This window comes from Stappia sp. TSB10GB4 (assembly GCF_900185745.1).
Classification (GTDB): Bacteria; Pseudomonadota; Alphaproteobacteria; order Rhizobiales; family Stappiaceae; genus Stappia.
This window is the reverse complement of record NZ_FYAV01000057.1, coordinates 216775-242960: the sequence shown is the minus strand read 5'-3', so window position 1 is coordinate 242960 and position 26186 is coordinate 216775. Positions and strand designations below refer to the sequence as shown.

At 68.5% G+C, this 26186-nt stretch carries 28 protein-coding genes; 12 read left to right on the top strand and 16 right to left on the bottom strand.

Going from position 1 to position 26186, the window contains the following annotated elements; translation table 11 throughout:
- The first annotated feature begins 1 nt into the window (after nucleotide 1).
- Together TSB10GB4_RS17345 and TSB10GB4_RS17340 are read left to right on the top strand one after the other, a co-directional pair.
- Nucleotides 2-448, top strand: coding sequence for a tripartite tricarboxylate transporter TctB family protein (locus tag TSB10GB4_RS17345; protein WP_186396759.1), 447 nt, complete (start codon nucleotides 2-4; stop codon nucleotides 446-448).
- Nucleotide 449: 1 nt separating this feature from the next.
- Nucleotides 450-1958 (top strand): tripartite tricarboxylate transporter permease, encoded by a 1509-nt coding sequence (locus TSB10GB4_RS17340; protein ID WP_186396758.1) that lies wholly within the window; start codon nucleotides 450-452, stop codon nucleotides 1956-1958.
- A 285-nt stretch (nucleotides 1959-2243) separates the two neighbouring features.
- Here the strand turns inward: TSB10GB4_RS17340 and TSB10GB4_RS17335 are convergent, their stop codons facing one another.
- The 7 genes from TSB10GB4_RS17335 to TSB10GB4_RS17305 form a co-directional block, all read right to left on the bottom strand.
- Entirely contained in the window at nucleotides 2244-3659 is a 1416-nt protein-coding gene (locus TSB10GB4_RS17335; protein ID WP_186396757.1) for a M20 family metallopeptidase, read from the bottom strand.
- Between the two features lies 1 nt (nucleotide 3660).
- On the bottom strand, nucleotides 3661-5244 hold the full coding sequence (locus TSB10GB4_RS17330; protein ID WP_186396756.1) for a gamma-glutamyltransferase: 1584 nt from the start codon (nucleotides 5242-5244) through the stop codon (nucleotides 3661-3663).
- Nucleotides 5245-5291: 47 nt separating this feature from the next.
- Nucleotides 5292-6197, bottom strand: a complete 906-nt coding sequence (locus TSB10GB4_RS17325; protein WP_371328915.1) for an ABC transporter ATP-binding protein — start codon at nucleotides 6195-6197, stop codon at nucleotides 5292-5294.
- Nucleotides 6198-6310: 113 nt separating this feature from the next.
- Entirely contained in the window at nucleotides 6311-7297 is a 987-nt protein-coding gene (locus tag TSB10GB4_RS17320) for an ABC transporter ATP-binding protein (RefSeq protein ID WP_186396754.1), read from the bottom strand.
- An 8-nt stretch (nucleotides 7298-7305) separates the two neighbouring features.
- Nucleotides 7306-8205: an ABC transporter permease gene (locus TSB10GB4_RS17315; protein WP_186396753.1), complete on the bottom strand. Its 900-nt coding sequence runs from the start codon at nucleotides 8203-8205 to the stop codon at nucleotides 7306-7308.
- Between the two features lie 6 nt (nucleotides 8206-8211).
- Complete coding sequence (locus tag TSB10GB4_RS17310; RefSeq protein ID WP_186396752.1) at nucleotides 8212-9129, bottom strand: ABC transporter permease; 918 nt, start codon at nucleotides 9127-9129, stop codon at nucleotides 8212-8214.
- A gap of 182 nt (nucleotides 9130-9311) precedes the next feature.
- Nucleotides 9312-10826 (bottom strand): ABC transporter substrate-binding protein, encoded by a 1515-nt coding sequence (locus TSB10GB4_RS17305; RefSeq protein ID WP_186396751.1) that lies wholly within the window; start codon nucleotides 10824-10826, stop codon nucleotides 9312-9314.
- Between the two features lie 169 nt (nucleotides 10827-10995).
- Here TSB10GB4_RS17305 and TSB10GB4_RS17300 point away from each other — a divergent pair, with 169 nt between their 5' ends.
- Nucleotides 10996-11772 (top strand): IclR family transcriptional regulator, encoded by a 777-nt coding sequence (locus tag TSB10GB4_RS17300; protein WP_186396750.1) that lies wholly within the window; start codon nucleotides 10996-10998, stop codon nucleotides 11770-11772.
- A 12-nt stretch (nucleotides 11773-11784) separates the two neighbouring features.
- On the opposite strand, the gene TSB10GB4_RS17295 is transcribed toward TSB10GB4_RS17300, so the two are convergent.
- Genes TSB10GB4_RS17295 through TSB10GB4_RS17270 form a run of 6 tightly spaced genes read right to left on the bottom strand, consistent with a single transcriptional unit; the run spans nucleotide 11785 to nucleotide 17784 of the window.
- A complete protein-coding gene (locus tag TSB10GB4_RS17295) occupies nucleotides 11785-13056 on the bottom strand; it encodes a four-carbon acid sugar kinase family protein (RefSeq protein ID WP_186396749.1) in 1272 nt (423 codons plus the stop codon).
- A complete protein-coding gene (locus tag TSB10GB4_RS17290) occupies nucleotides 13053-14348 on the bottom strand; it encodes a ribulose-bisphosphate carboxylase large subunit family protein (protein ID WP_186396748.1) in 1296 nt (431 codons plus the stop codon). The genes TSB10GB4_RS17295 and TSB10GB4_RS17290 overlap by 4 nt, the downstream gene beginning before the upstream one ends.
- Nucleotides 14349-14356: 8 nt before the next feature.
- Nucleotides 14357-14896, bottom strand: a complete 540-nt coding sequence (locus TSB10GB4_RS17285) for a VOC family protein (protein WP_186396747.1) — start codon at nucleotides 14894-14896, stop codon at nucleotides 14357-14359.
- 8 nt (nucleotides 14897-14904) lie between these two features.
- The gene (locus TSB10GB4_RS17280; RefSeq protein WP_186396746.1) at nucleotides 14905-16182 is read right to left on the bottom strand and encodes a TRAP transporter large permease; all 1278 of its coding nucleotides are present in this window, start codon (nucleotides 16180-16182) and stop codon (nucleotides 14905-14907) included.
- Nucleotides 16179-16733 carry a TRAP transporter small permease gene (locus TSB10GB4_RS17275; RefSeq protein ID WP_186396745.1) on the bottom strand — a complete coding sequence of 185 codons (555 nt, stop codon included), beginning with the start codon at nucleotides 16731-16733 and terminating at the stop codon, nucleotides 16179-16181. The genes TSB10GB4_RS17280 and TSB10GB4_RS17275 overlap by 4 nt, the downstream gene beginning before the upstream one ends.
- Nucleotides 16734-16764: 31 nt before the next feature.
- Nucleotides 16765-17784: a TRAP transporter substrate-binding protein gene (locus tag TSB10GB4_RS17270; protein WP_186396744.1), complete on the bottom strand. Its 1020-nt coding sequence runs from the start codon at nucleotides 17782-17784 to the stop codon at nucleotides 16765-16767.
- 202 nt (nucleotides 17785-17986) lie between these two features.
- On the opposite strand from TSB10GB4_RS17270, the gene TSB10GB4_RS17265 reads away from it, so the two are divergent.
- From TSB10GB4_RS17265 to TSB10GB4_RS17245, 5 genes are all read left to right on the top strand, one after another.
- Nucleotides 17987-19000 (top strand): LacI family DNA-binding transcriptional regulator, encoded by a 1014-nt coding sequence (locus tag TSB10GB4_RS17265; RefSeq protein ID WP_186396743.1) that lies wholly within the window; start codon nucleotides 17987-17989, stop codon nucleotides 18998-19000.
- Between the two features lie 137 nt (nucleotides 19001-19137).
- On the top strand, nucleotides 19138-19329 hold the full coding sequence (locus tag TSB10GB4_RS17260; RefSeq protein ID WP_186388149.1) for a PLDc N-terminal domain-containing protein: 192 nt from the start codon (nucleotides 19138-19140) through the stop codon (nucleotides 19327-19329).
- A gap of 116 nt (nucleotides 19330-19445) precedes the next feature.
- A complete protein-coding gene (locus tag TSB10GB4_RS17255) occupies nucleotides 19446-19646 on the top strand; it encodes a NepR family anti-sigma factor (RefSeq protein ID WP_186396742.1) in 201 nt (66 codons plus the stop codon).
- Complete coding sequence (locus tag TSB10GB4_RS17250; protein ID WP_186396741.1) at nucleotides 19643-20221, top strand: sigma-70 family RNA polymerase sigma factor; 579 nt, start codon at nucleotides 19643-19645, stop codon at nucleotides 20219-20221. Before TSB10GB4_RS17255 ends, TSB10GB4_RS17250 begins: the two co-directional genes overlap by 4 nt.
- A complete protein-coding gene (locus TSB10GB4_RS17245) occupies nucleotides 20208-21875 on the top strand; it encodes a sensor histidine kinase (protein ID WP_186396740.1) in 1668 nt (555 codons plus the stop codon). Before TSB10GB4_RS17250 ends, TSB10GB4_RS17245 begins: the two co-directional genes overlap by 14 nt.
- Before the next feature lie 241 nt (nucleotides 21876-22116).
- On the opposite strand, the gene TSB10GB4_RS17240 is transcribed toward TSB10GB4_RS17245, so the two are convergent.
- Nucleotides 22117-22296: a DUF1328 domain-containing protein gene (locus tag TSB10GB4_RS17240; RefSeq protein ID WP_186388153.1), complete on the bottom strand. Its 180-nt coding sequence runs from the start codon at nucleotides 22294-22296 to the stop codon at nucleotides 22117-22119.
- Between the two features lie 535 nt (nucleotides 22297-22831).
- Here TSB10GB4_RS17240 and TSB10GB4_RS17235 point away from each other — a divergent pair.
- The 3 genes from TSB10GB4_RS17235 (at nucleotide 22832) to TSB10GB4_RS17225 (ending at nucleotide 24319) form a co-directional block, all read left to right on the top strand.
- Nucleotides 22832-23356 (top strand): PRC-barrel domain-containing protein, encoded by a 525-nt coding sequence (locus TSB10GB4_RS17235; RefSeq protein WP_186396739.1) that lies wholly within the window; start codon nucleotides 22832-22834, stop codon nucleotides 23354-23356.
- A 166-nt stretch (nucleotides 23357-23522) separates the two neighbouring features.
- On the top strand, nucleotides 23523-23882 hold the full coding sequence (locus tag TSB10GB4_RS17230; RefSeq protein ID WP_186396738.1) for a YqjD family protein: 360 nt from the start codon (nucleotides 23523-23525) through the stop codon (nucleotides 23880-23882).
- A gap of 5 nt (nucleotides 23883-23887) precedes the next feature.
- Nucleotides 23888-24319 carry a hypothetical protein gene (locus TSB10GB4_RS17225; protein ID WP_186396737.1) on the top strand — a complete coding sequence of 144 codons (432 nt, stop codon included), beginning with the start codon at nucleotides 23888-23890 and terminating at the stop codon, nucleotides 24317-24319.
- Between the two features lie 35 nt (nucleotides 24320-24354).
- On the opposite strand, the gene TSB10GB4_RS17220 is transcribed toward TSB10GB4_RS17225, so the two are convergent.
- Nucleotides 24355-24945 carry a sigma-70 family RNA polymerase sigma factor gene (locus tag TSB10GB4_RS17220; RefSeq protein WP_186396736.1) on the bottom strand — a complete coding sequence of 197 codons (591 nt, stop codon included), beginning with the start codon at nucleotides 24943-24945 and terminating at the stop codon, nucleotides 24355-24357.
- Entirely contained in the window at nucleotides 24942-25145 is a 204-nt protein-coding gene (locus TSB10GB4_RS17215) for a NepR family anti-sigma factor (protein ID WP_186396735.1), read from the bottom strand. Before TSB10GB4_RS17215 ends, TSB10GB4_RS17220 begins: the two co-directional genes overlap by 4 nt.
- Before the next feature lie 141 nt (nucleotides 25146-25286).
- Between TSB10GB4_RS17215 and TSB10GB4_RS17210 the strand changes: the two genes are divergently transcribed.
- On the top strand, nucleotides 25287-26081 hold the full coding sequence (locus tag TSB10GB4_RS17210; RefSeq protein WP_186388158.1) for a response regulator: 795 nt from the start codon (nucleotides 25287-25289) through the stop codon (nucleotides 26079-26081).
- Nucleotides 26082-26186 lie beyond the last annotated feature (105 nt).

The following is a 26186-nucleotide window of genomic DNA, read 5'->3' as shown; positions in this document are numbered from 1 at the left end:
CATGGAACGCAGCCAGGACCTCGCCCTTGGCCTGCTCGTCGCGGGCCTGGGCCTGGCGGCGGCATGGCAGGGCGGCTCCTACCAGGGAGCCGGCGGCACCTACCCGATGGTGCTGGGCCTGGTCCTGGCGCTGTGCGGCGGTCTCGTCATGCTGCGCGCCGCCCGCGCGAAAACCGATGCGCCGCGACGGCTCGTCGACGTGCCGGCCAACCTCGTCAAGGCGCTGGCCGCCGGCGTGATCTACGTGGCGCTGATCCTGCCGCTCGGCTTCTACACCGCCTCGGCGCTCTTGATGCTGGCGCTGCCGCCAGTGCTGGGCTTCCGCCGGCCGCTCTACACGGCGGTCGTCGCGGCGAGCTTCGTCGCGCTGGTCTGGGCGGTCTTCTCGCTGGTGCTCAACAAGCCGCTGCCGGCCGAGCTTTGGGCCGCCTCGCGCCTGGGAGGCTGAGATGGACTTCTTCCTGAACGCCGCCTCGGCCGTGCTGACGACCGGGCCGCTCGCCGCCATGCTGGGGGCGACGCTGCTCGGCGTGCTGATCGGCGCCCTGCCCGGCCTCAACCCGGTGATGGCCATCGCCCTCTTGCTGCCGCTGACCTACTCGATGGACCCGCTGGTGGCGCTGGCGATGGTCGCCGGCATCTATAACGGCTCGATGTATGGCGGCGCGATTCCGGCGATTCTCCTGCGGATTCCGGGCACTCCGGCCTCCATCGCCACCACTTTCGACGGCTTCCCGATGGCCGAGAAGGGCGAAGCGGCCAAGGCGCTGAAGATCGCCTGCTGGTCGTCGGCGATCGGCGGCATCGCCAGCGCGCTGGCCTTGATGAGCGTCGGGCCGCTGCTGGCCCGGGCGACGCTGCAGTTCGGGCCGGCCGAATATTTCTGGATCGCCATGTTCGGCATGGCCTCGGTCGGCGTCATGGTCGGCAGCGACCCGGTCAAGGGCATCCTGGCGGCGGTGCTCGGCCTGCTGGTCGGGACGGTCGGCATCGACTCCCTGTCGGGCCAGGCGCGCTTCACCTTCGGCCAGCCCTGGCTGCTCGGCGGGCTCGACCTGGTGGTGGTGCTGGTCGGCCTCTACGCCTTGCCGCCGGTGCTGCAACTGGCCGAAAAGTGCGATCTTAGAGGCCTTTCGGCCGCCCAGTTGCGGCTCGCCAGCGTGCCGTTCCGCAAGGGCGAGGTGCGAAGCCTGCTGCCGACCTGGGGCCGCTCGTCGCTGATCGGCATCTTCGTCGGCGTGCTGCCGGGGGCGGGCGGCAACATCGCCGCGTTCCTGAGCTACAACGCCGCCAGGAGCGCCAGTTCCGAGCCGGAAAGCTTCGGCAAGGGCAACCCGCAAGGCGTCGCGGCGGCCGAATGCGGCAACAATGCCGACAATGCCGCCTCGATGATTCCGGCGCTGACCCTTGGCATTCCTGGCAATGTGGTGGCGGCGCTGGTGCTGAGCGCGCTGATGATCCACGGGCTGCAGCCGGGGCCGCAACTGTTCCACCAGAACCCGGTGCTGGTCGGCGGCTTCATGATCGAGATGCTGCTGACCTCGGTGCTGATCCTGCTCGTCGGCGGGGCTGCCGCAACACGAATTTTCGCGCAGATTCAAAGGCTTCCGGGCGTTCTGCTGGTGCCCTCGATCCTGGTGCTGATGTGCGTCGGCGTCTATGTGATCAACGGCCGGCCGGTCGACCTGTGGGTGATGCTGGCGGCGGGCGCGGCCGGCTACCTGCTGGAAAAGCTGAACGTGCCGCTGGCGCCGATCATCCTGGGCATGATCCTGGGGCCGATGGCCGAGCAGAGCGTGCGCCGCGCGCTCTTGATCAGCCGGGGCGATCCGACAGAGCTGCTGACCCGGCCGATCTCGGCGGTGCTGGCGGCGGCGACGCTCGCCATGATCCTGTGGCCCGTGATGAAGGCGTTTCAGCGCCGCCGCGCCAAAAAGGTGAGCGAAAACAACAGCTAATAGAATTTCGAGAATTTTCGAGACGGATTTTGCAAAATTTCGAGAAATTTTGACGCGCACGCTCTCAATCGTCTCAAAAATCGACGCCCGGACGGGACCCCGTCCGGGCGTTGGCGTTTGGGGGATAAGCGGGATCTATCCCCGAGAGGCTGGCGGGCGCCGGCAGGGCGCTTGTCCCCGCCCCCTCTCCAAGTAATCCCCGCCGGTCCGACCTGTGGCATGATGGCGACGGATCGGACAGGCGGGTTTGCCGATTGAGGCGATCGCGGTTCAGGCAGTCGCGGTTCAGGCGGTGGCTTCGGCGACCTTTCCGGCGCGGGCGGCGTTCGCCTCGCCGATGTCCCAGAACAGGCCGGCCATCATCGCCAGCGCCTCGCGGGTCGTGGAATGGAGCGCGTGCTCGTTCGGCGCGTGCTGGGAGCAGCCGGGATAGGAATGCGGCACCCAGACGGTCGGCAGGCCGAGAATGTCGGCGAAGGTCTCGTTCGGCAGCGAGCCGGCGAGGTTGGGCAGGATCGCCAGATTCTTGCCCGTGGTCGCCTCGATGGAGGTCCTGACGCGCGTCACCCAGGGATGGCCGGGGTCGAGACGCGTTGCATGGAAGAAGCCGCGGTCCGCCGGGACGATCTCGACCATCTCGAAGCCGTTGGCATCGAGATGGCGACGCAGCGCCGGCAGGATGTCGTCGGGATCGGTGCCGACCACATAGCGGAGCTGGCAATGGGCATGGGCACGGCCCGAGATGGCATTGACCGGGGCGGAAGGAACGCCGCTGGTCTGGGCGAGCACGGCGAAGCTGTTCCAGCCGAAGGCGCGCTCGGACGGGGTGAGGCTCTCCTCGCCCCAGTCGGTGTCGACGGTCGGGCCGTCGAAACCGCCGACCGGGCAGTCCTTCAGCGCCTCGCGCACCGCCGGGGTCAGACTGGTCGGGCGCCATTCCGGCACCTTGATCTGGCCGCGGCGGTCGGTGATGGAGGCGAGCGCATGGGCGAGGACGATGGCCGGGTCGCGCAGCAGCCCGCCCCAGTTGCCCGAATGGTGGGCGCCCTCGCGCAGATCGACGCGCAGGTCGAAATTCACCGCCCCGCGCGAGCCCATGAACAGGGTCGGCCGGTCGGGATGCAGGCGCGGGCCGTCGGAGGCGATCAGCACGTCGGCGGCGAAGGTCTCGCGGTTCTGCGAAAACAGCTCGGCAAGGCCGGGCGAGCCGCATTCCTCGCCCATCTCGATGATGATCTTGCAGTTGAAGCCGAGCGCGCCGCGCTCCTCGAGAATGGTCCGCAGCGCCGCGATGTTGATGCAGTGCTGGCCCTTGTTGTCGGCGGTGCCGCGCCCGTAGAGCTTGTCGCCCTCGCGCACCAGGCGGAAGGGATGCAGCCCCTCGCGCCACTGGTCGGTCTGGGCGCGGATGACGTCGCCATGGCCATAGGTGAGGACGGTCTCGAAGGCCGGATCCTCGATGCGCTCGGCGAAGAGGAAGGGCACGGACGGGTCGACCGGATTGGTCATGATGCGGCAGGAGAAGCCGAGCCCGGTGAGCTTGGGCTCCATCTCCTCGACCAGGTAGCGCATCAGCTCCGCCCGGCGGGACGGGTCCTGGCTCTCGGTCTCGAAGGCGAGCATGCGGGCCAGCTCGCTCTCGTAGCCGCCGCTCGAAAGGTAATTGTCGATGCGCGCGATGGCGCTCTCACGGTTCGCCATGTCAGGCTCCCTCGGTTTCGGGCACGGCGTCGCCCCATGGCGACATGATCTCCGTGCAGCCCATGTTCATGCCGTCCTGCCGCAAGACGCCGGCCGGGCAGGCGAAGGCGTAGGGGAAGACGGTGCGGCGGGTCGCCGTCACCGGATGGACGGCGGCAAGCGCGGCAAGGACCGGCTGCGGCAGCGTCTCGTCGGCGAGGATCGCCGCGCCGCCGCTGTTGTCGATGCGCGGCTGGTGGAACGCCGCCTCCAGCGACATGTCGAAGTCCAGCAGGAAGGAGGTGAGATTGAGCACGGCGGGAAGGATCTTGCGGCCCCCCGAGGCGCCGATGGCGAAGCGCCGGCCGTCCTTGCTGCCGACCGCCGGGCAGACATTCATCAAGCAGGCCTTGTTCGGCGCCAGCGAGTTCGGCTTGCCGGGCTCGGGGTCGAACCACATGATGCCGTTGTTCATGAGCAGGCCCGTCGAGGGCGAGACGACGCGCGAGCCGAACACCGACAGCAGCGTCTGGGTGACGGCGCACATGTTGCCGTGCCGGTCGACGACGCTGAAATGGGTGGTGCAGGACGGCGTGCCGGAGGCCTCCGCCTCGCCGGTGTCGCCCATTTCGCGCAGGCGCCGCGCGTAAGCGACCGACAGGGCGCGGGCCATCTCGGCATAGCTGGTGCCGTCCGGCGCGGAGGCCGGCAGGAAGGCCGCCTCCATCATCGCCAGACACTCGACCAGATTGGCGCCGGCCGTCAGCCCGCGCGCGGTGTGGACGGTGCCGCCGCGATAGGAGGTCTTGAGCGCGGGAGCGAGCACCGGCCGGTAGGCGTCAAGGTCGGCCTGCGACAGCGAGCCGCCCTTGGCCTGGACATCGGCGGCCATCGCCGCGGCGATGTCGCCCTCGTAGAAATCGCGCGCGCCGCCTTCCGCGATGCGGCGCAGCGTGTCGGCCAGCCGGGTCTGGTCGAGGCGGATGTCGGAAATCGCCGTCCAGCCGGCGGATTTCGGCCAGACCCCGTCGTCGAGGAACATCGCCGCCGCGTCCACATCCCTGGCAAGGTCGCGGGCGACCGAGGCGATGATCAGCGACGCATACCAGTCGACCAGCATGCCCTTTGCGGCAAGTTCGGCCGCCGGCAGGACGAGGTCCTTCCACCCCATCCGGCCCCAGGTGGCATGCGCCAGTTCCATGCCGGCGACGGTGCCGGGGACCGCGATCGCCGTGGCGCCCTGGACGTTGCGATCCCCCTCGACCGCCGGCCAGGGGAACAGGTCGCCGGCCTTGCCGTCGCTGGACAGCGGATAGTCGGCCGGATCGAGGCCGGCGGGCGAGCGCATGCCGAAATTGACGCTGTGCGCCTGCTGCTCGCCCTCGCGCCAGACCACCATGGCGCCGCCCCCGGCCGGGCCGCTCATCCACGGCTCGACGACGCCGACGGCGAAGGAGACGGCGACCGCCGCGTCCACCGCATCGCCGCCGGCGGCAAGGACGGCGGCGCCGATCTCGGCGGCCACCCGGTGCTGCGAGGCGACGACGCCGCCTCTTGTCTCGAGGACATGCTTTCGCACGGACTGGGTGCGCGACAGGTTGCTCATGGGCGGGTCTTCACCGGGCGGGAGGGGAACGGGACGTCAGCAGGGCATCAATGGGCGGGAACGGCGTGCAGGTGGCAGTCGACATGGCCCTGCGCGCTCCTGACATGGGGCGGCGGGGTGGTCTTGCAGATCTCCAGCGCGCTGGCGCAGCGCGGATGGAAATGGCAGCCGGAGGGCGGGTCGATCGGGTTGGGATAGGTCGCGCCGAGATGGGTGTCGGGCACGGAGAGGTTCGGGTCCGGCGTCAGCACCGAGTCCAGCAGCGCCTGCGTGTAGGGATGGCGCGGGCCGGCGAAGAGGTCGGCCGCCGGCGCCTCCTCGACGATCTTGCCGAGATACATGACGGCAACGCGGGTCGCCAGATGCTCGACCACCGCCAGATTGTGGCTGATGAACAGATAGGTGAGGCCGAGTTCCTCGCGCAGGTCGCCGAGCAGGTTGAGGATCTGCGACTGCACCGACACGTCGAGCGCCGAGGTCGGCTCGTCGCAGATGACGATCTCCGGGTTCATCACCAGGGCGCGGGCGATGGCGACGCGCTGGCGCTGGCCGCCGGAGAGCTGGTTGGGATAGCCGCGCAGCACCCGCTGCGGCAGGCCGACGAGATCGAGCATGCGGGCGACGGACTTCGCCCGCGAGGCGCTGTCGCCGATCTTGTGGACCACCAGCGGCAGGGCGATGATGTCCTCGATGCTCTTGCGCGGATTGAGCGAGGAATAGGGGTCCTGGAAGATCGGCTGGATGCGGCGGGCGAGCACGGTGCGCTCGCGCGCCGTGACCTCGCGCCCGTCGATCAGCACCTGGCCCGAGGTCGGCGCCTCCAGGCCGAGCAGGATCTTGGCGAGCGTGGACTTGCCGCAGCCGCTCTCGCCGACAAGGCCGAGCACGTCCTTGCGATAGATCCGGAGGCTGACGCCGCCGAGCGCATGCAGGGGCTTGGCGGCGGAGAACATGCCCTGCTTGACCCGGTAGGTCTTGGTGACGGCGGCAAGCTCGAGAACGGGAGTGGCGCCGGCTTCGGGCGCGACGGCCTGGGCCGCGGCAGCTTGGGTCGTCGTGGTGGTGCTCATGACGGGGCTCCTGGCTGGACCTCGTGGATGCAGCGATACATGTGATCCTCGCCGGTGCGGCGGACCGGCACGTCCGAGGCACAAGCGACTTCCGCCACGTCGCAGCGCGAGCGGAAGGCGCAGCCGTCCATATGGCCGATCAGCGAGGGCACGATGCCGGGGATCGAGCCGAGATGCTCGCCGGGCCTGGTCTTGCCCGGAACCGGGATGCAGCGCAGCAGGCCGCGCGTATAGGGGTGGCGCGGGGTCTCGAAGATCTCGCGGGCGCTGCCCTTTTCCACCACCTCGCCGGCATACATCACCACCACCTTGTCGGCGATGCGGGCGACGACGCCGAGATCGTGGGTGACCAGGATCATCGCCATGTTCATCTCGCGCTGCAGATCGGCGAGCAGGCGCAGGATCTGCGCCTGGATGGTGACGTCGAGCGCGGTGGTCGGCTCGTCGGCGATGATCAGCTCCGGCTCGCACATCAAGGCCATGGCGATCATCACCCGCTGGCGCAACCCGCCCGAGAGCTGGTGCGGATATTGCGAGAGCCGGCTTTCCGCCGCGGTGATGCCGACCTTGCCGAGCAGCTCGATGGCGCGGGCCCGCGCCTCGGCCCGGCCGACCGGCCGGTGAAGCTGCAGCGCCTCCATCAACTGGTCGCCGATGGTATAGGCCGGGTTCAGCGAGGTCATCGGCTCCTGGAAGATCATCGCCATGCGGTCGCCGCGCAGCGCCCGCATGGCGCGGGGCGACTGCTGGCGCAGGTCGATGCCGGAAAAGTCGAGCCTCGCCGCATTGCAGCGCATCTTCTTCGACAAGAGGCCCATGATGGCGAGCGAGGTCAGCGACTTGCCGCTGCCGCTCTCGCCGACGATACACAGCGTCTCGCCGCGCTTCAGCTCGAAGTCGATGCCGCGCACCGCATGCAGCGTGCCCTGGGCCATCGGGATGTCGATGGTGAGGTTTTCTACCCTGAGGACGGGTTCGCTCATGATCGCTCTCAGCCCCTGTTTTCCGGCGCGGTGACGTCGCGCAGCCCGTCGCCGAGCAGGTTGATGGCCAGCACCAGGACGAACAGCGCGACGCCCGGGATGGCGATCAGCCAGGGCTCGAACAGCATCATCTGCTTGCCTTCGGAGATCATCAGGCCCCAGGACGGGGTCGGCGGCTGCACGCCGAGGCCGAGGAACGACAGCGCCGCCTCCAGCAGGATGGCATGGGCCATTTCCAGCGTCGCCACGACGATCAGGTTGTTGACCACGTTCGGCATGATCTCGCGCAGGATGATGCGCCGGGTCGAGCAGCCGATGGCCCTGGCGGCATTGACATATTCAAGGTCGCGCACCTGCAGCACCGAGGAGCGCATGACCACCGCGAACCGGTCCCACAAGAGCAGGCCGAGGACGCAGACCACCACCTGCAGCGAGCCGCCGAGAATGGCGACGACGGCGAGCGCCACCAGCACCACCGGCATGGCGAGGCGCACGTTGATCAGGAAGGTGACGACGAGATCGACCCGGCCGCCGAAATAGCCGGCGGCAACGCCCATCGCCGTGCCGATGAGGCCGGAGATCAGCGCCGCGAACAGGCCGATGGCAAGCGAGATGCGCGCCCCGTACAGCAGCCGGGCGAGATAGTCGCGCCCGAGATAGTCGGTGCCGAGCAGGTGGTCGGGGTCGGCCCCGGCCATCCAGAACGGCGGCTTCATCCGCCCCATCAGGTCCTGGGCGTAGGGGTCGTGCGGCGTCAAGAGCGGCGCGAACACCGCCAGCGCCACGACGATGGCGAGGGCGCAAAGGCCGAAGACCAGCCCGTAATGGCCGAAGACGCGCTTGCGCAATTGGGCGGCCGGGCTCGGGATGCGGAGCTCTTCCGCGACGGTTTCGATGGTGCGTGCCATGTCGGATCAGCCCACCCGGATGCGCGGATCGAGCCAGGCATTGACCAGATCCGACAGGAACGTGAAGACGATATAGAAGCAGGAGAAGATCAGGATCAGCGCCTGCACGGTCGGCAGGTCGTTGCGGCCGATCGATTCCCAGGCGAGATAGCCGGCGCCATGCAGGGCGAAGATCGACTCCACGACGATGGAGCCGCCGAGCATGAAGCCCATCTGCACCGCGGCGAGGCTGACCACCGGCACCACCGCGTTGCGCAGCGCATGCTTGAACATCACCCGCGTCTCGCTGGCGCCCTTGGCCCGCGCGGTGCGGATATAGTCGGCGTTGAGCACCTCCAGCATGCCGGCGCGCGTCAGGCGCATGATCGCCGGCATGGCGTAATAGCCGAGCACGATGGTCGGCATGATGAAGTGCCGCCAGGTCGAGGAGCCGGACGGCGGCAGCCAGCCGAGCTGGATCGAGAAGACGACGATCAGCACCAGGCCGAACCAGAAGCTCGGCATCGCCTGGCCCATCACCGACAGGAACAGCGCGGTGCGGTCGATCAGCGAATTGGGCCGCATCGCCGCCGCGACGCCGAGCGGAATGGCGGTGAGCAGGGCGAAGGAAATGCCGCAGACGCCGAGCAGCATCGTCGTCGACAGCCGTTCGGCGATCAGCACCGAGACCGGCATCTTGAAATAGTAGCTCTGGCCGAAATCGCCGGACAGGGCGCCGAACAGCCAGTCGGCATATTGCACCAGGAAGGGCCGGTCGAACCCGTAGAGCGCGCGGATCGCTTCGATGTCGGTGGCGGTGGCGTTCTCGCCGGCGATCGCCGAGGCCGGATCGCCGGCCATGAACAGCAGGCTGAAGCTCAGCAGCGACACGGTGAAGGTCACCAGGATGGCGAGCCCCAGCCGTTTCAGGGTGAACATAAGCATCTCGGGTTCCGATCGTCAGGCGCCGCAACAAGCGGGGGGCGGAGCGAAACGCGCCGGCCAATGCCCGCTCCCGCCGCGCTCCGAAACGGGAGGCGGAGGGTCGCCCAGGCATGGCGAGGCTGCGAAGGACGCGGGGTCCGCACCCGGCGAAAGCAAAGCCGGGTGCGGGCCGCAGTCTGACGTTAGTTCCAGCGAACGTGGAAGAAACGCACGACCTCGTCCGGGGTCGGGGTGAAGTCCGCTTCCTTCGTGAACACGTAGTTCGCGTTGTAGGAGAACAGCGGCACCCAATACGCCTCGTCGGCGATCTTCTTGATTGCCTTGGAGTAGTACTCCTTGCGCACCTCGGGGTCGACCGAGGTGTCGGCGACGTCGAGCCAGGCCAGCACCTCGTCGTCGCGGGCGAAGTCCTCCGCCCCGTGCTTGAAGAACTGGCTGGTGATCGCCGAGGCGTCGTTGATCGAGTAGGAGCCCCAGGTCTGGAAGCTCATGCTGGTCTCGCCCTTGTGACGCAGATCGCGCAGGGCCGAGTACTGCAGGTACTTCAGGTTGGCCTGGATGCCGACATTGGCGAGATAGGACAGCATCGCCTCCGCATAGGAGCGGTCGCGATAGGCGTAGAAGTCGACCGAGAAGCCGTTCGGATAGCCGGCCTCGGCAAGCAGCGCCTTGGCCTTCTCCGGATCGAACTCATAGGCGGTGACATCCAGCTCGCAGCCGAACTGGGTCGGGAAGCAGGCCGCGTCGACCACCTTCGAGGCGCCCTTGAGCAGGCTGTCGATGATGGTCTGGCGGTCGATCGCATGGTTGATCGCCTGACGCACCAGCTTGTTGGTCATCGGATTGTCGGCGCCGCTGCGGCCAGCCGCGTCCAGCTCCAGATAGCCGATGCGCATGGTGCTCTCGTTGACCACCGTCAGCCGGTCCATCAGCGCCAGCTTCTCGGCCTGGTCGGCCGGCACGCCCCAGATGAAGTCGAGGCCGCCGCTGAACAGTTCGGCGAGCTGGGTGTTGATGTCGGGAATGGTGCGGATGTCGACCGTGCCGATCGAGGCCATGCCCTTCGGGCCGCCGTGATAGCCCTCGTACTTCTTCAGCACGAAGCGCTTGCCCGGCTCGACGCTCTCGACCCGGTAGGGACCGGTGCCGACCGGCTTCAGCGCCATGCCGGCCGGGCCGGCCTCGGCGTAATACTCGTTCGGATAGATCGACACCGGGCCGGCGAGATATTCGAGCGCGGCCGGGAACGGACCATTGGTGAAGATGCGGACGGTGTACTTGTCGACCTTCTCCGCGCCCTTCATCCAGTTGACGTTGCGCTGGGTGACGACGCCGTTCTCCGGCTTGGAAACGAACTCGACCGTGTAGACCACGTCGTCGGCGTCGAACTCCTCGCCATTGTGGAAGGTGACGCCCTCGCGCAGCTTCAGCTCCAGCGTGGTGTCGTCGACCCAGGTCCAGGAGGTCGCAAGGTTGCCCTCGTACTCGCCGGTCTCCTGGTTGAGATAGAGCAGGCCGTCCCAGATCGAGCGCTGCAGGATGACGCCCTCGCGGGCCGAATTGAAATAGCTGTCGACCGATTCCAGTTCCTTGGTGAAGGCGGCGTTCAGCGTGTCGTTGGCCTTGTCGGCCAGGGCGCTGCCGGCAGTCATGACGACGGCCAAGGCAACGGAGCTCATCAGGAGGCGTGTCTTCATCTGCTCATTCAACCGGTGGTGAGCCGGTTCCTCTGGTTTCGATTATTATATACTAATACGATTGACCGTATTATGGTTCAGCGTATTGAGCAGTTTGGAATGTGTCAAGAATGCAGCAACGGGCCGGCGCAAGATCCTCGACGCACGGCTCCCAAAAAAGGAGAGGACGATGGCGAGGGAAAAGCAGGACACGTTGTTCGTGGGCTCGCTGGAGAAGGGCTTGCGGGTGCTGAGCCTGTTCGACGAGCATCACACGGTGCTCGGGCTGACCGAGATCGCCGACCTCACCGGGCTGGACAAGAGCGCCGCCCAACGCCTGACCAACACGCTGTACAAGACCGGCTTTCTCAACAAGGACCCGGAATCGCGGCGTTACAGCCCCTCGATCAAGTTCCTGGAACTGGGCAATGCCTATCTGTGGGCCGACCCGCTGGTGCAACTCGCCATGCCGAAGGCGATCGAGCTCGGCCGCTCGCTCGGCGAGCGCGTCAATGTGGCAAGGCTCGCCGGCCGGGAGATCGTCTATGTCATCCGCATCCCGACCCAACTCACCGCCTTCGGAGCGATGGTGGCCGGGCGGCGGCTGTCGGCGCTGACCACCTCCAGCGGGCGGGCGATGATCGCACGGCTGAGTGAGGCGGAACGCAAGGAAGCGGTCGAGACCTGGCCGATCAAGGTGCTGACGCCGAAAACCACCACCGACCGGAGCAAGATCGCCGAAGCCGTCGAGGAGGCGGCGGCCTGCGGCTACGGACTGACCCATAGCGAGAACATCATGAGCGAGATCGGCATCGCCGCGCCGATCATGTCCGGCGACGGCCGGCCCGTCGCCACCGTGCAATGCTCGGTGTCGAGCCTGAAATGGAGCGTGGAGCGGGTGCGCAGCGAGCTGGCGCCGCGCCTGATCGAGATCGCCAACTCGATCCACCTGCCGCGCGGCGCCTGAACGGCGGGCGCCTCAGGCGGCGAACCGGTCGAACAGATCGAGCGGGCCGACCTGCCCGCCCTTGAGCAGCAGCCGCAGGCCGTCGAGGGCCCTGCCCGGCGCATGGCCGCGGCAGACGGCGACGCCCGAGCCGGCGCGGCCCTCGAAGGAGAGGCTGTCGAAGCCGAGCCGGCGCACCACCGCCCCCGACGTGTCGCCGCCGGCCACCGCAAGACCGGCAAGGGGCTGCAGGGCGGCGATGCGCGCAGCAAGCTCCGCCAGCCGTTCCGACAGCGCGTCCGGGGCAATCCCGTAATCGGCGTCCGGCCGCAGATGGGCGAGCACATTCGCCCCCCGCGCCAGCATCCCTGCGCAGCGGGCGGCGCAGTCCTCGCGCCCCGTCCCCTCCAGATCGCCAGGGCCGAGCGGCAGGCAGGCATAGCGCGTGGCGGCGGCCACCTGGGCGGCTGTGGCCGCCGAGCGGCTGCCGGCCAGCGCCAGGCGCGGCCCGGCGCGGACAGCGGGAGCCGCGAGCGCCTCGCCCCCTGCCTCGCCCCCTGCACGTCCTGCCACCGCCTCGGCAACGCCGCTCGCTCCGACCAGCAGCAGCGGCCGGCCGTGGGTTTCCAGCAGCGACAGGGCAAGGCCCAGCATCTCGATATCCGTGTCGTCGACCGCATCGACCAGCACCCGGCGGCCCGTACCGTCCGCCATCGCGGCGAGATGGGCGGCCGCATCGGCAAGGTCGGGCCGCGCCAGCAGAGCGATGTCACTGAGCCCCTGGGCGGACAGATGCCGGCGCAGGTCCGCCTCGCCCATCGGCGTCACCGGATGCCGGCTCATCACCGGATGGCGGTCGATGCGATGCACCTCACCGTCCGGGCCGGCCGCGAACAGCGTGCCGAACAGGCAGAAGCGCCGCAGGCTTGGCTGGCCGCCGACGATGACGGTGAGCGCCGGCGACAGCTCCTCCTCCAGCACGGCGACGGCCGCGCCGATGCTGCCGACATGCGGCGCCGAATCGAAGGTGGAACAGATCTTGTAGTGCATGAAACGGGGGTGCCGCGCCCGCACCAAAGGCATCAGCGCCCGCAGGCGCGGCTCGACCTCGGAGGGCGCGCAGGCACGAAAGTCGGTGGCGATGCCGACGGCGGGAAATGCGCCCCGCCCGCGCGGCGTCTCCGGCAGGTGGGACAAGCCGCAACCTTCCAGGCACAGGCGCGCAGCGATGCCGGCCTCGGCGAGCGTCGCCAGCGTGTCGGACGCACCGGTGAAGTCGTCGCCGATGAAGACATAGCCGCTCATCCCCGCCCCCCGAAAAACGCCAGGGCGCCGGCAAGCTCCGGCCGCGAGCTTGCGGCCTGCTCCAGATCCTCGTTCGCCGCCACCGCCTCCCAGGCCTGGCGCAGGCTGGCGACGCCCGCCGCCGGGCCCAGAGGATGGGCGAGAATGCCGCCGCCGGCCATGAACAGGAAATCGCTGGACCCGGCCGCGCGCGCGGTGACCGGCAGGGTGCCGGCCCACTGACCGGAGGAAAAGGCCGGCATCACCGCGTCGGAGGCATCCGGCGCGTCAATGGCAAGCGGCTCAAGGCAGCGGCGCGCCGCTGCCTCGACCTCACCCGGAGCGTCGGAGAACTTGCCGCCGATGCCGTGCACATGCATGTGGTCGATACCGGCAAGGCGATAGAGCGCCTGATAGGCGTTAAAGCCGATGCCGAGCAGCGGATGGCGGGAGACGGCGCCGAAGCCGTTGCGATGGCCGTGCACGACAAGCGGCGTCGAGCGGCGCAGCGACTGCATCGCCGACAGGCCGCACCAGTTGAGGCTGGCCATGACGCAGGACCCGCCCTCGCGCTCCACCAGATCGGCATGGCGGCGCATGGCGTCGAGCTCGTCGGTGATGTTGAAGGCGACCATGACATCGCGGCCGGTGCGCTCGCGATAGGCCCGCACCTGCGCCATCACCGCGCGGACGCGTGCCTCCAGCGGCGCATGCACCGGGTCGGCGCAGATCTCGTCGTCCTTGATGAAATCGACGCCGGCCTCGCACAGGTCCGCGACGAGGGCGGCGATCTCGTCGGCGCTGAGGCCGACATTCGGCTTGATGATCGTGCCGAACAGCGGCCGATCAGCGACGCCGAGCGCCGCGCGGGTGCCGGCAACGCCGTGCCGCGGCAGGTCGAAGCGGGCGCGATAGGCCTGCGGCAGGGCGACGTCGACGAGGCGCAGCCCCGTGACCTCGCCGAGATCGTAGAGATTGCCGGCAACCGTCGCGGCAAGGGTCGGCAGGTTGGCGCCGATATTGGCGAGCGGATAGGCGATGCGCACCCGCGCGCGCCGCCAGGGGCCGGGCGTGCCCTGCCGCTCCAGCCACGCGCTGGCAAGGCTCGGGGCGGTCGCCGGCGCCAGTTCTTCCACGGCGAGAACCTCGGCGCCGGCACGGGCCCGCAACTCGTCGCTCTCGCCGGCCACCCGCACGAAGGTGCCGCAGCTCTGCTCGCCGGCCATGATCGCCGCAATCCTTTGCGGATCGAGCGGCGTCTCGACCAGATAGGTCGCCTCGACGCTGCCGGGTTTGAGGGGGATCGCCCGCATGACGCGCCTCAGATCGACGAAAGGTCAGGGAAGGGGCGGACCGGATCGCTGCCGTCCCAGCCTTCGGAGGCCTTGCGGATCATGTCGAACATCCGGCCCTTCGGCCCCATCACCTCGGACAGTTCGATCACCGTGCCGGGATGGGCCTCGCGGTCGAAATAGGCAAAGCGCCCGTTCGCCCCGACCTTGCCGCTCATCTTGACGCGGAAGCCTTGCGCTTCCATGCGGGCGAGATCGGCATCGTAAGCTTGCGTCCAGTAGGCGACATGCTGCAGCCCGCGATGGCCGGCAAGGCGGAAGTCGCGATACATCGACGGGGCGTCGTTGCGGGTCTGGATCAGCTCGACCTGCACCTCGCCGCTGTTGGCGAGCGCCACGGAATTGTGGACCTCGAAGGACTGGCCGTCATAGCGGTAGTCCTCGATCGGCACCTTGGGATTGTAGAACCACGGGCCGACGCCCATGACCTTGTGCCAATGCTCCATCGCCGCCTCGATGTCGTCGACGACATAGCCGAGCTGGCGGATTGCGCCGAGAAACCTGCTCATGACAAATCCTATTGCGAGAGAAGACGGGGCAGCCAGGTCGACACCGCCGGCACGGCCGAGACGACCAGCAGCGACAGAACGAGCGGCAGGAAGAAGGGCAGCACGCCGCGGATGACCGAGTGCACCGGCATCTTCGAGACGATGGAGACCATGTAGAGGCTCATGCCGATGGGCGGCGTCAGCAGGCCGATCATCAGGTTGAGCACGAAGACGATGCCGAGCTGCAGCGGATCGACGCCGGCCTGATGCAGCGCCGGGGCAACGATCGGCGCGATGATCAGGATCGCCGCGATGGACTCCAGGAACATGCCGACGACGAGCAGCAGCACGTTGACCAGCAGCAGCAGCACCAGCGGATTGTCGGAGAGGCCGAGCAGCATTTGCCCGGCCATCGCCGGCACCTGGTCGAGGGTGAGCACCCAGGCGAAGACGGCGGCCGTCGAGACGATGAAGAGGATGCCGGCGGTCGCCTCCACCGTTTCGCGCAGGCTTTCCCACACGGACCTAAAGGTCAGCGTGCGATAGACCAGAAAGCCGATGGCGAGCGCATAGGCGACGGTGACGCCGGCGACCTCGGTCGGGCCGAAATAGCCGCTGAGCAGCCCGCCGATCAGGATCACCGGCGCGGCCAGCGCCGGCAGCGAGATCACCGCCTTGCGGGCGACGGCACGGAGCGACGGGCTGACCGTGTCGCGCGGCAGATTGTAGAGCCGCGCCATGACGGCGACCTGCAGCATCAGGAAGAGGGTGATCAGCAGCGCCGGGACGATGCCGGCGACCAGCAATTGCACCGCCGAGACATTGGTGACGCTGGCATAGATGATCAGCGGGATCGAGGGCGGGAAGATCGGGCCGATGGTCGCCGCCGCGATGGTGATGCCGGCGGCGAAATCGCGCCGGTAGCCCTGGCCCGACATCTGGTCGATCTGGATCTTGCCGAGCGCGCCGATATCGGCGAGCGCGGCGCCCGAGACGCCGGAAAAGATCAGGCTGACCAGGATCGACACCTGCGCGACCGCGCCGCGGATGCGCCCGACGACGAGCCGCACCAGGTCGAAGATATGGGTGGTGACGCCCATCGCGTTGAGCAGGCTCGCCGCCAGGATGAACAGCGGCACGGCGAGCAGCGGCGTCGAATCGAGCGCATTGATGCCGCGCTGCGCCAGCACATGCAGCGGCAGGTCGAAGCCGACGATGGCGACCGCCGAGGCAAGGCCGAGGGCGACGGCGATCGGCGCGCCGAGCAGCAGCGCGGCGGAAAAGACAAGGAGCAGCACGAGGCTCATGGCAGGGCCTGATCGGAACCGGGGGGCGTCTCGCCGCGAAGCAGCGCGACGAGGCGGGCAAGGGTGACCAGCGCCAGCAGTGCCATGGCGACCACGGCGGGCGCGTAGAACACCCAATTGGGGATGCCGAGGGTCGGGGTGGCGAATTTCCACGCCCGCCCGAGGAAGCGGTAGAGCCCGAAGAGGAAGAACAGCGCGAAGGCGAGGATGCAGAGCTCGACCACCAGGCCGGTCCAGCGCCGGGCCGGCGCCGGCAGCGCCATCGGCACCAGCTCCACCGCCACATGCCGGCCCTGAAGGGCGAGCAGCGGCACGCAGAGGAAGACCAGCGCGACGCCGCAGAAGCGGGCGAGCTCGTCCGCCCAGGGCATGCCGAGATCGAGCAGGTTGCGGCCGAGCACCTGGCCGACGACCAGCACGCTCATCGCCACCAGCAGCAGCACGGCAAGGGTGCGGCAGGCGCCCGCCGCACCCGCCAGCAGCCTGCCGCCCGGCGGTACCGGACCAGGGAGAACGGGATCAGGGAGGACGGGATCAGTCGCGCCGGTCATCGCCGCACCCTTTTCATCCGTGTCCGGGAGATCAGGAGATCGCCCGGATCTTCTCGTAGAGCGCACCGTATTTGGCGCCGAAGCGCTCGTCGACGAGCTTGCTGACCGAGGCGCGGAAGGCCTCGACATCGAGCCCGTCTTCGGGGCCGATCACCGTCATGCCGGCCTCGCGCAGCGCCTCGGTGTCCTTCTCCTCATTGTCCTCGATCGCCTTGGTGGCGCGCTCGCGGATCTCCAGCGCGGCGGCGGCGACCGCCTCCTTCTGCGCCGGCGACAGGGCCTGCCAGGCGTCCTCGTTCATGACGACGACCTCGGCATTCGACATGTGGCCGGTCAGCATCAGATGCGACTGCACGTCGAAGAGCTTGACGTTGAGGATGACGTTGACCGGGTTTTCCTGCCCCGCGACGATGCCGGTGGCAAGCGCCGTCGGCACCTCCGACCAGTCGACCGGAACGGGGGCCGCGCCCATGCCCTCGACGGCAGCCTGGTAGATCGGGAAAGGCACGGCGCGGATCTTCTCGCCGGCAAGGTCCTCCGGCCGGTACACCGCCTTGTTGGCGGTGAGATTGCGGCGGCCGAAATAATGGGCGTAAATCACCCGCACATTGGCCGCCTGGATCAGGCCTTCATTCAGCTCGCGCATCACCGGCGAATTGATGTCCATCACCTTCATCAGGTGATCGACATCGCGGTAGAGATAGGGCGTGTCGAGCGCGGCGAAGGGCTCATAGAGCGAACCGATGCCGCCGGCGGTGTTGTGCGAGAAGGCGATGGTGCCGAGCGAGACCGCCTCGGCCAGCTCCTGCAGCTTGCCGAGCTGCGAGGACGGATAGACCTGGACGGCGATGTCGCCGCCGGAATGCTTTCCGACGGCTTCCGCGAACCAGTCAGCCTGGGCGCCGGCGACACTGGCCGGCTCGTTGTTGTGGCCGTAGCGCAGGGTCAGCGACTGGGCGCGGGCAAAGCCGGGCGCCAGGGCGAAGGCGCCCGCGCCGAGGCCGAGCGCCAGCGCGCCGCGCCGGCTGACGGAAAACAACTGTCTGGTCATTGCATCCTCCCATGATGGATCGAGGCGGCCGTCTCCTTCGGCCTCCATGAGGTATTTTGACGGGCAAGGCAGGAAATCTTGCCGGAAACCCGTTCCTCTTGACAAAAGGCTACGAAGCCATGAGCATCACGTCAAACATCAATTATTGAGGTTTTTTGAGGTGCCCTCAGGAGAGATCCAGCTCCCCTCCCAGATCCCTTCCATGGCCGACCTGGCCGCAGCGGCCGGGGTGTCGCTGGCGACCGTCGACCGGGTGCTGAACCGGCGCAAGGGCGTCAAGGAGCGCACGGCCGACCGGGTGCTTTCGGCGGCGGTGGAGATCGGCTACATGAGCGCGGAGGAGCGCGAGAGGCTGGGCGGCCAGCGCCCGCCGAACGTCGCCTTCCTGCTGCCGATGGGCAGCAACCCCTATCTGCGCCTGCTCGGCGACAAGGTGCGCGGCGTCGCCGACACCCAGACGCGCGATGCCCCGCCGCTGCGTTGCTTCTTCATCGAGAGCTTCGATGCCGGCGCGCTGGCCGCGGCGCTCCGCCACCACGCCCGCTGGGCCGACGGCATCGCCTTCATGGCGATCGACCACCCCTTGGTGCGCGAGGCGGCGGAAGAGGTGAGCGCCGCCGGCACCCGGCTCGTCACCATCGTCTCCGACCTGCCGCACCCGGCGCGCGAGGCCTATGTCGGGCTCGACAACCAGTCGGCCGGCCGCACGGCGGCGCTGCTGCTCGGCCGCTTCTGCGGCGCCCGCGAGGGCAGCGTCGCGCTGGTCGCCGGCAGCCGCACCTACCGCGCCCATGCGGAGCGCGAAATGGGCTTTCTCGGCCTCTTGGAGGAAGCCTATCCGGGCCTTCGGATCATCGGCATGCGCGAGGGCCATGACGACCGCAACCAGAACTACCACCATGCCCGCTCCTTGATCGACCAGAACCCGGACCTCGTCGGCATCTACAATGTCGGCGGCGCCTCGGACGGCATCGGCCGGGCGCTGGCGGAAAAGGGCATGGGCGAGCGGGTCGTCTTCATCGGCCACGGCCTGACCGCCGACACCCGCCGCCTCCTGATCGAGGGCACGATGGACGCGGTGATCAACTCCGACCCGGACCAGGTGATCGGCGAGACGCTGGCCCGCTTCGCACAGCCAACCGCGGGCGCCGGCCTGCGCCCGCCGCTGAAGATGGAGTTGATCTTCCGCGAGAACATCCCGCCGCAATACCAATAGGCCGGCACGCTCCCCGCCCCATGCCGGAACCGAACGCCCGAGCCCGACGTTCCTCTCCTGTACGCCGCCAGTCCGGCCGAGGTGGATCCCCCACCCGGCCGGCGCGTCGCGGTTTTGGCGCGGAAAGGAGCCCGCAGATGGGTATCGAGGTGGGAGGCCTGCTCGGCCTCGTCATTCTGGTTCTGGATGTCTACGCGATCGTCAAGATCGTCGGTTCGGGCGCTTCGACGGGCGCCAAGGTGATCTGGGTCGTCCTCATCCTGCTGCTTCCGGTGCTCGGCTTCCTGCTGTGGCTGCTGGCGGGCCCCTCGCGGCCAAGGGCGGCGTGAGGCCTGCGTCCGGTTCCTGTCTGGATTCTACCCTTGCGGAATTTTCCGAGGGTGAATGGAACCAAGATCTCGCTCGTGCGTTTACCTGCCCGAAGCCGAAGAAGGAATATCCCCGCATGCTCAACTTCAGCGAGAAGGCCCTGCCAAAAGAGCCACCGCGCCCCAGCGATGGCGACGTGCACACGCGCATCACCAACCAGTTGCAGACCTATTACAACCAGATCCTCACCCAGCCCCTGCCCGACCGGTTCCAGGACCTGCTGCAGCGACTTGCGGACGAAGACCCGTCCGCGGCCGAAGGGGAGCGCGGGGAATGAGCGAGACGAAAGCCGAGCTTCGCGACGAGATGGTGGCCTGCATCCCCAGCCTGCGCGCCTTCGCGGCGTCGCTGGTGGGCATGGGCGACCGCGCCGACGATCTGGTCCAGGAAGCCCTGGTGAAGGCCTGGGCCAATCTCGGCCGCTTCGAGCCGGGCACCAACATGAAGGCCTGGCTGTTCACCATCCTGCGCAACACGCTCTATTCCACCCACCGCAAGCAGAAACGGGAGGTCCAGGACGTCGACGGCCGCTACTCCGCGATGCTGGCCTCCCAGCCGAACCAGACCGGCTATCTCGATCTGGACGACTTCTGCCGCGCCCTCGACCAACTGCCCGACGACCAGCGCGAAGCACTGATCCTGATCGGCGCCTCCGGCTTCTCCTACGAGGAGGCGGCGGAGATTTGCGGCTGCGCCATCGGCACGGTAAAAAGCCGGGTCAACCGGGCGAGAAGCCGGCTCGCCATCCTTCTGGGCGCGGACTCCGCCAGCGACTTCGGATCGGATCGCGTTGTCGAGGCTGTCCTTTCCATCTCTCCGGGTTCGGCGGTGAAGATCAGTGCCATGGAGTAAACTGCCCCCCAACAGCACCCGGCTCGACCGCCGCCTGTTCGCCCATATCGCGGCAGCCCTGATTCCGCTCGCCGCCCTCGCCTTCCTGTTGTCCTATTCCGACCTGCAACGACGCTCGGCCGAAGAGCACAGGCTTTTCCTCGACTATGCCCGCCTGATCGGCCAGTCCAGCGCCAAGGTCATAGCCCGCGCGGAAGGCTATGCCGGCGCGCTGACATCAATGGATCCGGCGATCCCGCGCGGCTGCCAACAGGTGTTCGCCGCCATGCGCGAGGATCTGATCGAGGCGACGGAACTCGCCATCTTCCGCGAGGGCGTGCCCGTATGCGTCGTCGGCCTCAGCGAAGACGGCAGGATCATCGACCGCCTCGCGGGTCCGGCCGCCGCCGAGCGGAACCCCGAGGCGAGGGTGATCACCATCTCGCGCAGGAACGAGGCGAGCCGCACCCGCATCGATATCGGCCTGCGGCCGCAGACCCTGCTCACGGCCCCGATCAGCGCCACGGACTCCACCAATATCGGTTTCGCCCTGATCGACGGCGCCGGCGCCGTGCTCGCCTCCCATACCTATCAGGAACAGGACGCGGCGGATTTCCTGCAGGCCGCCGGCGAGACGCCGGCAGGCGGCGAGACCTTCGTCGAAACCGATCGGGGCTGGTATATCGGCTCGACCCCCCTGCCCGGCACCACCTACCGCGTCGTCACCGCCAGCCGGTCGCCGGAGCAGCGGCTGGCGCTGTGGCTCACCGTGCTGCGCGCCCTGCTGCCGCCGCTGGTGCTGCTGGCGGTGGTCTTCATCGTGCTGCGCTACGGCATCCAGCGCTTCCTGCTGCGCTATCTCAGCCATATCTACGCGACGTTCCGCCGATACGGCACCGGCGACACCCATGCCCGCGTCGGCATGCTCTCCGCCGCGCCGCCGGAGATCGACCTTTTGGGCGTCACCTTCGACATGATGGCCGACCGGATCGACCGGCGCACCCACGACACCGAGGCGGCGCTGGCCGAACAGCGGCGGCTGAGCCTGGAACTGCACCACCGCATCAAGAACACCCTGCAGATGATCATCAGCCTGGTCAGCATGCAGCAGCGCGACGCCACCGGCCCGCGCGAGAAGGCGGCGCTGCGGGTGACGCTCGAGCGGATCCTCGCCATCTCCGCCGCCTACCGGGTCTCCTATGCCTCGAGCGAGGGAACCGACGTGGAAATGGAAGCCCTGGTCCGCGAGGTGGTGGAAGCGCTGCGAGGCCCGGCAATGCTGCCGCAGGGGCGGGTCCGCATCCGCGCCGGACCGGGCACGGACGGCGCGCTGATCGACCTCGACCGGGCGATTCCGCTGGCCTTCATCCTGGCCGAACTGCTGCCGCCCCGCTTCGATTCGCTGCTGCCCGGCGAAACGATCGCCGTCGAACTCAGCGCCCCCGACAGGATGGCCGTGACGATTTCCGGCGCCAGCCAGATCCACGACACGCTCGACGACAACGGCACCGGCTCGCCCCCCCCGCTGCGCGTGCGACTGGTCCGCGCCTATCTCCACCAGCTCGGCGCCACCTGCGAGATCGACGGCGCCACCGCCCGGCTGGAGATCCCGCTGCGCTCGGGAACGGGGGCGGCCGTCCTGCCGCCGGAGGCGGCCGCAGCCGCACCTCCCTGACAACAAGCCTCCTCCGAAAACTCGACGTCCTGAAAACTCGACGTCCTGAAGACGGGCCTGCCGGCGACGGGTTCGGCGCAGCGGGCTTGGCGCAGCGGGCTTGGCACCTGGCGCCAGAGGCAATCGACCCGAACAAAAAGGCGCCGCGGGGAACGTGCCCCGCGGCGCAGCAGGCGGTCAGGCGAGGGAGGAGAAGGCATGCCGCCCGCATGCAATCCGGTGCCGGCCGGACCGGTGCCGATCAGACCGGCGGCGGCCGGCGGCCGCTGATCAGGCCATAGACCAGAGAGATCACGAAGAGGATCAACGCGACCACGAAGATCAGTTGGGCGATGCCCATGGCTGTGCCGGCGATGCCGCCGAACCCGAACACCGCCGCGATCAACGCGACAACCAGAAAGGTCAGAGCCCATCCAAACATGTTTCATCTCCTTCAGTCACAGCCGGATCGGACGTCGAAAAGCGCCGGAAGCCGGGTAATCGTACCGCAGGCGATGGCAGGTCTTCGTCATTCACCGGGAACGACAAGGATGACCGCAGGCGATACATCGTTCAGTGTCGGGATACGAACGCACCAGCAGCATTTTTGTTCGGCCGCACCCGTGTTTTTTTAAGATCTGCCTTTTTTCAACGATCGCCCGCCCTCTCTCGTGCGCATGTTTCCTCCTTGCTCACCCACGCCTTGCGCGCGGCCTTAGCTTACGCGCGCCTTACGCGCGCGGCGCGCGCGTGCCGTCTCATGGGGCGGTTTCCTGGGTCGGTTTCATGGGGCCGGCGCATCGGGGCCGGATCGACTGGGCCGGATCGACTGGGCCGGATCGTTTTTCGGGAAAGGTCCGGAACCTTTTCCCCGCGCCGGGGTTGATCTGGCGTGACTGATCCGAACCCGCGGCCCTGATCGAAGCGGCAGGCGGGCGACGATCGCGGGACAATCCGAGCATCAGGAGATCAACGACATGATCCGCAAGCTTCTGACCACCACCGCCCTCGCCGCTGCCCTGGTTGCCGGCACCATGACCACCGGTGCCATGGCGCAGGACCAGCCGCTCAACGAGGACACCGGCATGACGCCGGCTCCGGCAAGCCCGGGCATGGACATGCCGGCGACCGGGTCTGACGCCACGGCCGCCCCCACCACCCCCATGGGCGACCGCAACATCCTGTCCGAGTTCGGCGCCACCAGCGCCGACGAGCTGATCGGCAGCACCGTCTACAGCAACCAGGACGAGGATCTCGGCAGCGTCTCCGACGTGGTGGTGTCCAGCACCGGTGAGGTCGACGCCATCGTGATCGATGTCGGCGGCTTCCTCGGCATCGGCGCCAAGCCGGTCGCCGTCGAGGTCTCCTCGGTCGACATCCGCCGGGACGAGAACGGTGATCCGCGCATCTACACCAACTACACCCAGGAGACCCTGGAGGCCCTGCCGGAGTATTCGGCGGACGCCACGGACGGTGTCCGCGACGTCGCCCCGGCCCAGTAAGGCGTCGGCCACGGTTCGACCGAGGACGAACCCAAAGGGAGGTGCCGGCGCCGCCGGCGCCTCCTTTCCTGTCGCAGCGCCCGCCGCCACCGGACGCTCCCCGAGGCCGGTTCCAGGCATCGGGTTTCAGGTTTCAGGTTTCAGGTTTCAGCAAAGGAGAGGCACGATGCCGACCACCGCCACCACCGAAAACGGCAACGCCGCCGCTGCCGCCGCCAGGGGCGCCCGGGCACAGGACGAGGCCGCCAACATCCAGGACAATATCGAGCGCCTGCGCGGCGACATTTCCGCCCTCGCCCAGTCGATCTCCCGCTACGGCTCCGAGAAGACCAGCGAATACAGCGAGCGCGCCAGCAAGGCCGGCAAGGATCTGGCCGATGCCTCGCAGCAGACGCTCGACAGCCTGACCGAGGAGTTGAACCGGCTGGAGCACTCGCTGGCCACGCATGTCCGCCGCAAGCCGCTGCAATCGCTGGGGATTGCCGCCGGCATCGGCTTTCTGGTCGCCCTGCTGTCGCGGCGCTGAGCGCAATGCTGCGCCTTGCCCCGCTCCTCGCCTCGCTGCTGACGCGCGACCTCGGTGCGGCCCTGCGCCGGCTTCGCCGCTCGGCACTGGTGTGGGCGCTGGCCGGCCTCTTCGCCCTTGCCGCCTATGCGGCGGGGCTGATCGCCGCCGGCCTGGCGCTTGCCACTGTGGTTGCTCCGGCGGCGGCGGCGCTTGCGGTCGGCCTGTCGCAACTGCTGCTGGCGGCGCTCGCGTTCGGCTGGCTCGCCCTCGTCAATGCGCGGGAGCGGCGGCGGCTGAGACAGGACGACAGCCATCGGACGCTGGCGACGACGGCGGCCCTCGCCGCCGCCCTGCCCATCCTCGGCTCCCGCAAGGGATTGGCGCTGGCGGCGCTCGGCGGTCTGGCGCTGCTGCTCGCCGCAAGGCGCGGGGGAACGGGGCCCGGCCGCGGCTGACGGGCGCCGACTGACGGCGGCCAAAGGGTGGGCGGCTAAAGGGCGGAGCCGAACGTCTCCGCTCCCTCGTCCTCGGTCAGTGCCATCACCTCGCGCAGCCGCGCCCTGGCGCGGTGGACGCGGCTCTTCAGCGTTCCGGTGGCGCAGCCGCAGATCTCCGCCGCCTCCTCGTAGGAGAAGCCGGAGGCGCCGACGAGAATGATCGCCTCGCGCTGGTCGCCCGGCAGCGCGTCGAGCGCGCGGCGCATCTCATGCATGGCGAGCGAGGCGTGCTGCGGCGGCGCCACCGCGAGCTGCGCGGCCAGCCGCTCGCCGCTGTCCGCGACCTCGCGCGAGGCCTTGCGCAGCCGGCTGTAGAAGCCGTTGCGCAGGATGCGGAACAGCCAGGCGCGCATGTTGGAGCCCGGCGCGAAGCCGTGCCGGCCGGCCCAGGCCCCCAGCACCGCGTCCTGGACGAGATCGTCGGCAACATCGCTCCGCCCGCACAGCGACACGGCGAAGGCGCGCAGGCCCGGCAGTTGCGCCAGCATCTCGCGCCGGAAGTCGGAACCGGAAGCGGCATCGGGCGCGGCAGGAGACGCCGGCGCCCCCGGCTTTGCTTCGGGCTTTGCGGCGCCGGGCTTCATCGCTCCGGGCTCTCCGAGGCCTTCCTCTCCGCCTCGTCGAGCCGGTCGAGCAGATCGAGAAAGCGGTCGGGCGTGCCCTCGTCCTGGACGGAATCGTAGAAGTCCCGTAGCCGCTGCATGATCGGGTCGTGGCTCGCCGCCGCCTGTCCCGGCATGCCCGCCGGGATGCGCCCCGCGCCCGTCTTCTTCGCTTCCGTCATCGCGCCCATCCGGTTCAAAGCCCCGTCGCCAGTATAGGCCAAGCGGCGACGGCAAAAAAAGGCACGCGGGAGGGAACTTTCTGCGGCCGATTGCGTTAGCCTTGCTGTTGAATGTCCGGACGGGCAGACAGGGAGTTCCACATGCCACTTTCCACCCGCATTGCGTCCCATCTCCCCTACTTGCGTCGATACGCAAGAGCGGTGACGGGATCGCAGCAATCGGGCGATGCCTATGTCGCCGCCACTCTGGAGACGCTGATCGCGGATGTCTCCTCCTTCCCGCAGACCAGCAGCGATCGCGTGTCCCTGTACAAGGTCTTCGCCGCGGTCTTCGGCTCCGTCCGGATGGACCTGCCGCCGAGCGACTCGCCCTTCGCCTGGGAACGGCGCGCCAGCGCCAACCTTGCCGCGCTCCCCTCGTCGGAGCGCCAGGCCTTCCTGCTCACCTCCGTCGAGGGCTTCACGCCCGAGGAGACGGCGCAGATCCTCGACGTCGCCGTCGAGGATGTCGACCTGCTGCTGGCGGAGGCGGCGCGCAACATCTCCCGCCAGATCGCCACCGACATCCTGATCATCGAGGACGAACCGCTGATCGCCATGGATATCGAGCATATCGTCACGGAACTCGGCCACCGGGTCAGCGGCGTCGCCCGCACCCACAAGGAGGCGGTCGAGCTGTTCGCGCGGACAAGGCCGCGGATGATCCTCGCCGATATCCAGCTCGCCGACGGCAGCTCCGGCATCGATGCGGTCAACGACATCCTCAAGAGCGAGCCGATGCCGGCGATCTTCATCACCGCCTTCCCCGAGCGGCTGCTGACCGGCGAGCGGCCCGAGCCGGCCTTCCTGATCACCAAGCCGTTCAACCCCGACATGGTCCGCGCCCTGATCAGCCAGGCGCTGTTCTTCGATCAGACGGTCGAGGCTGCCGCCTGACCGCTCCGGTCCCTTCTGTCCGGGCCTGTGGCCCTCCTCCCGCCCCCGCGCCGCCTGCCTGCGGCGCGGGGTTTTCCGTGTGGGCGCCTGGCCGCGAGGCCGGGG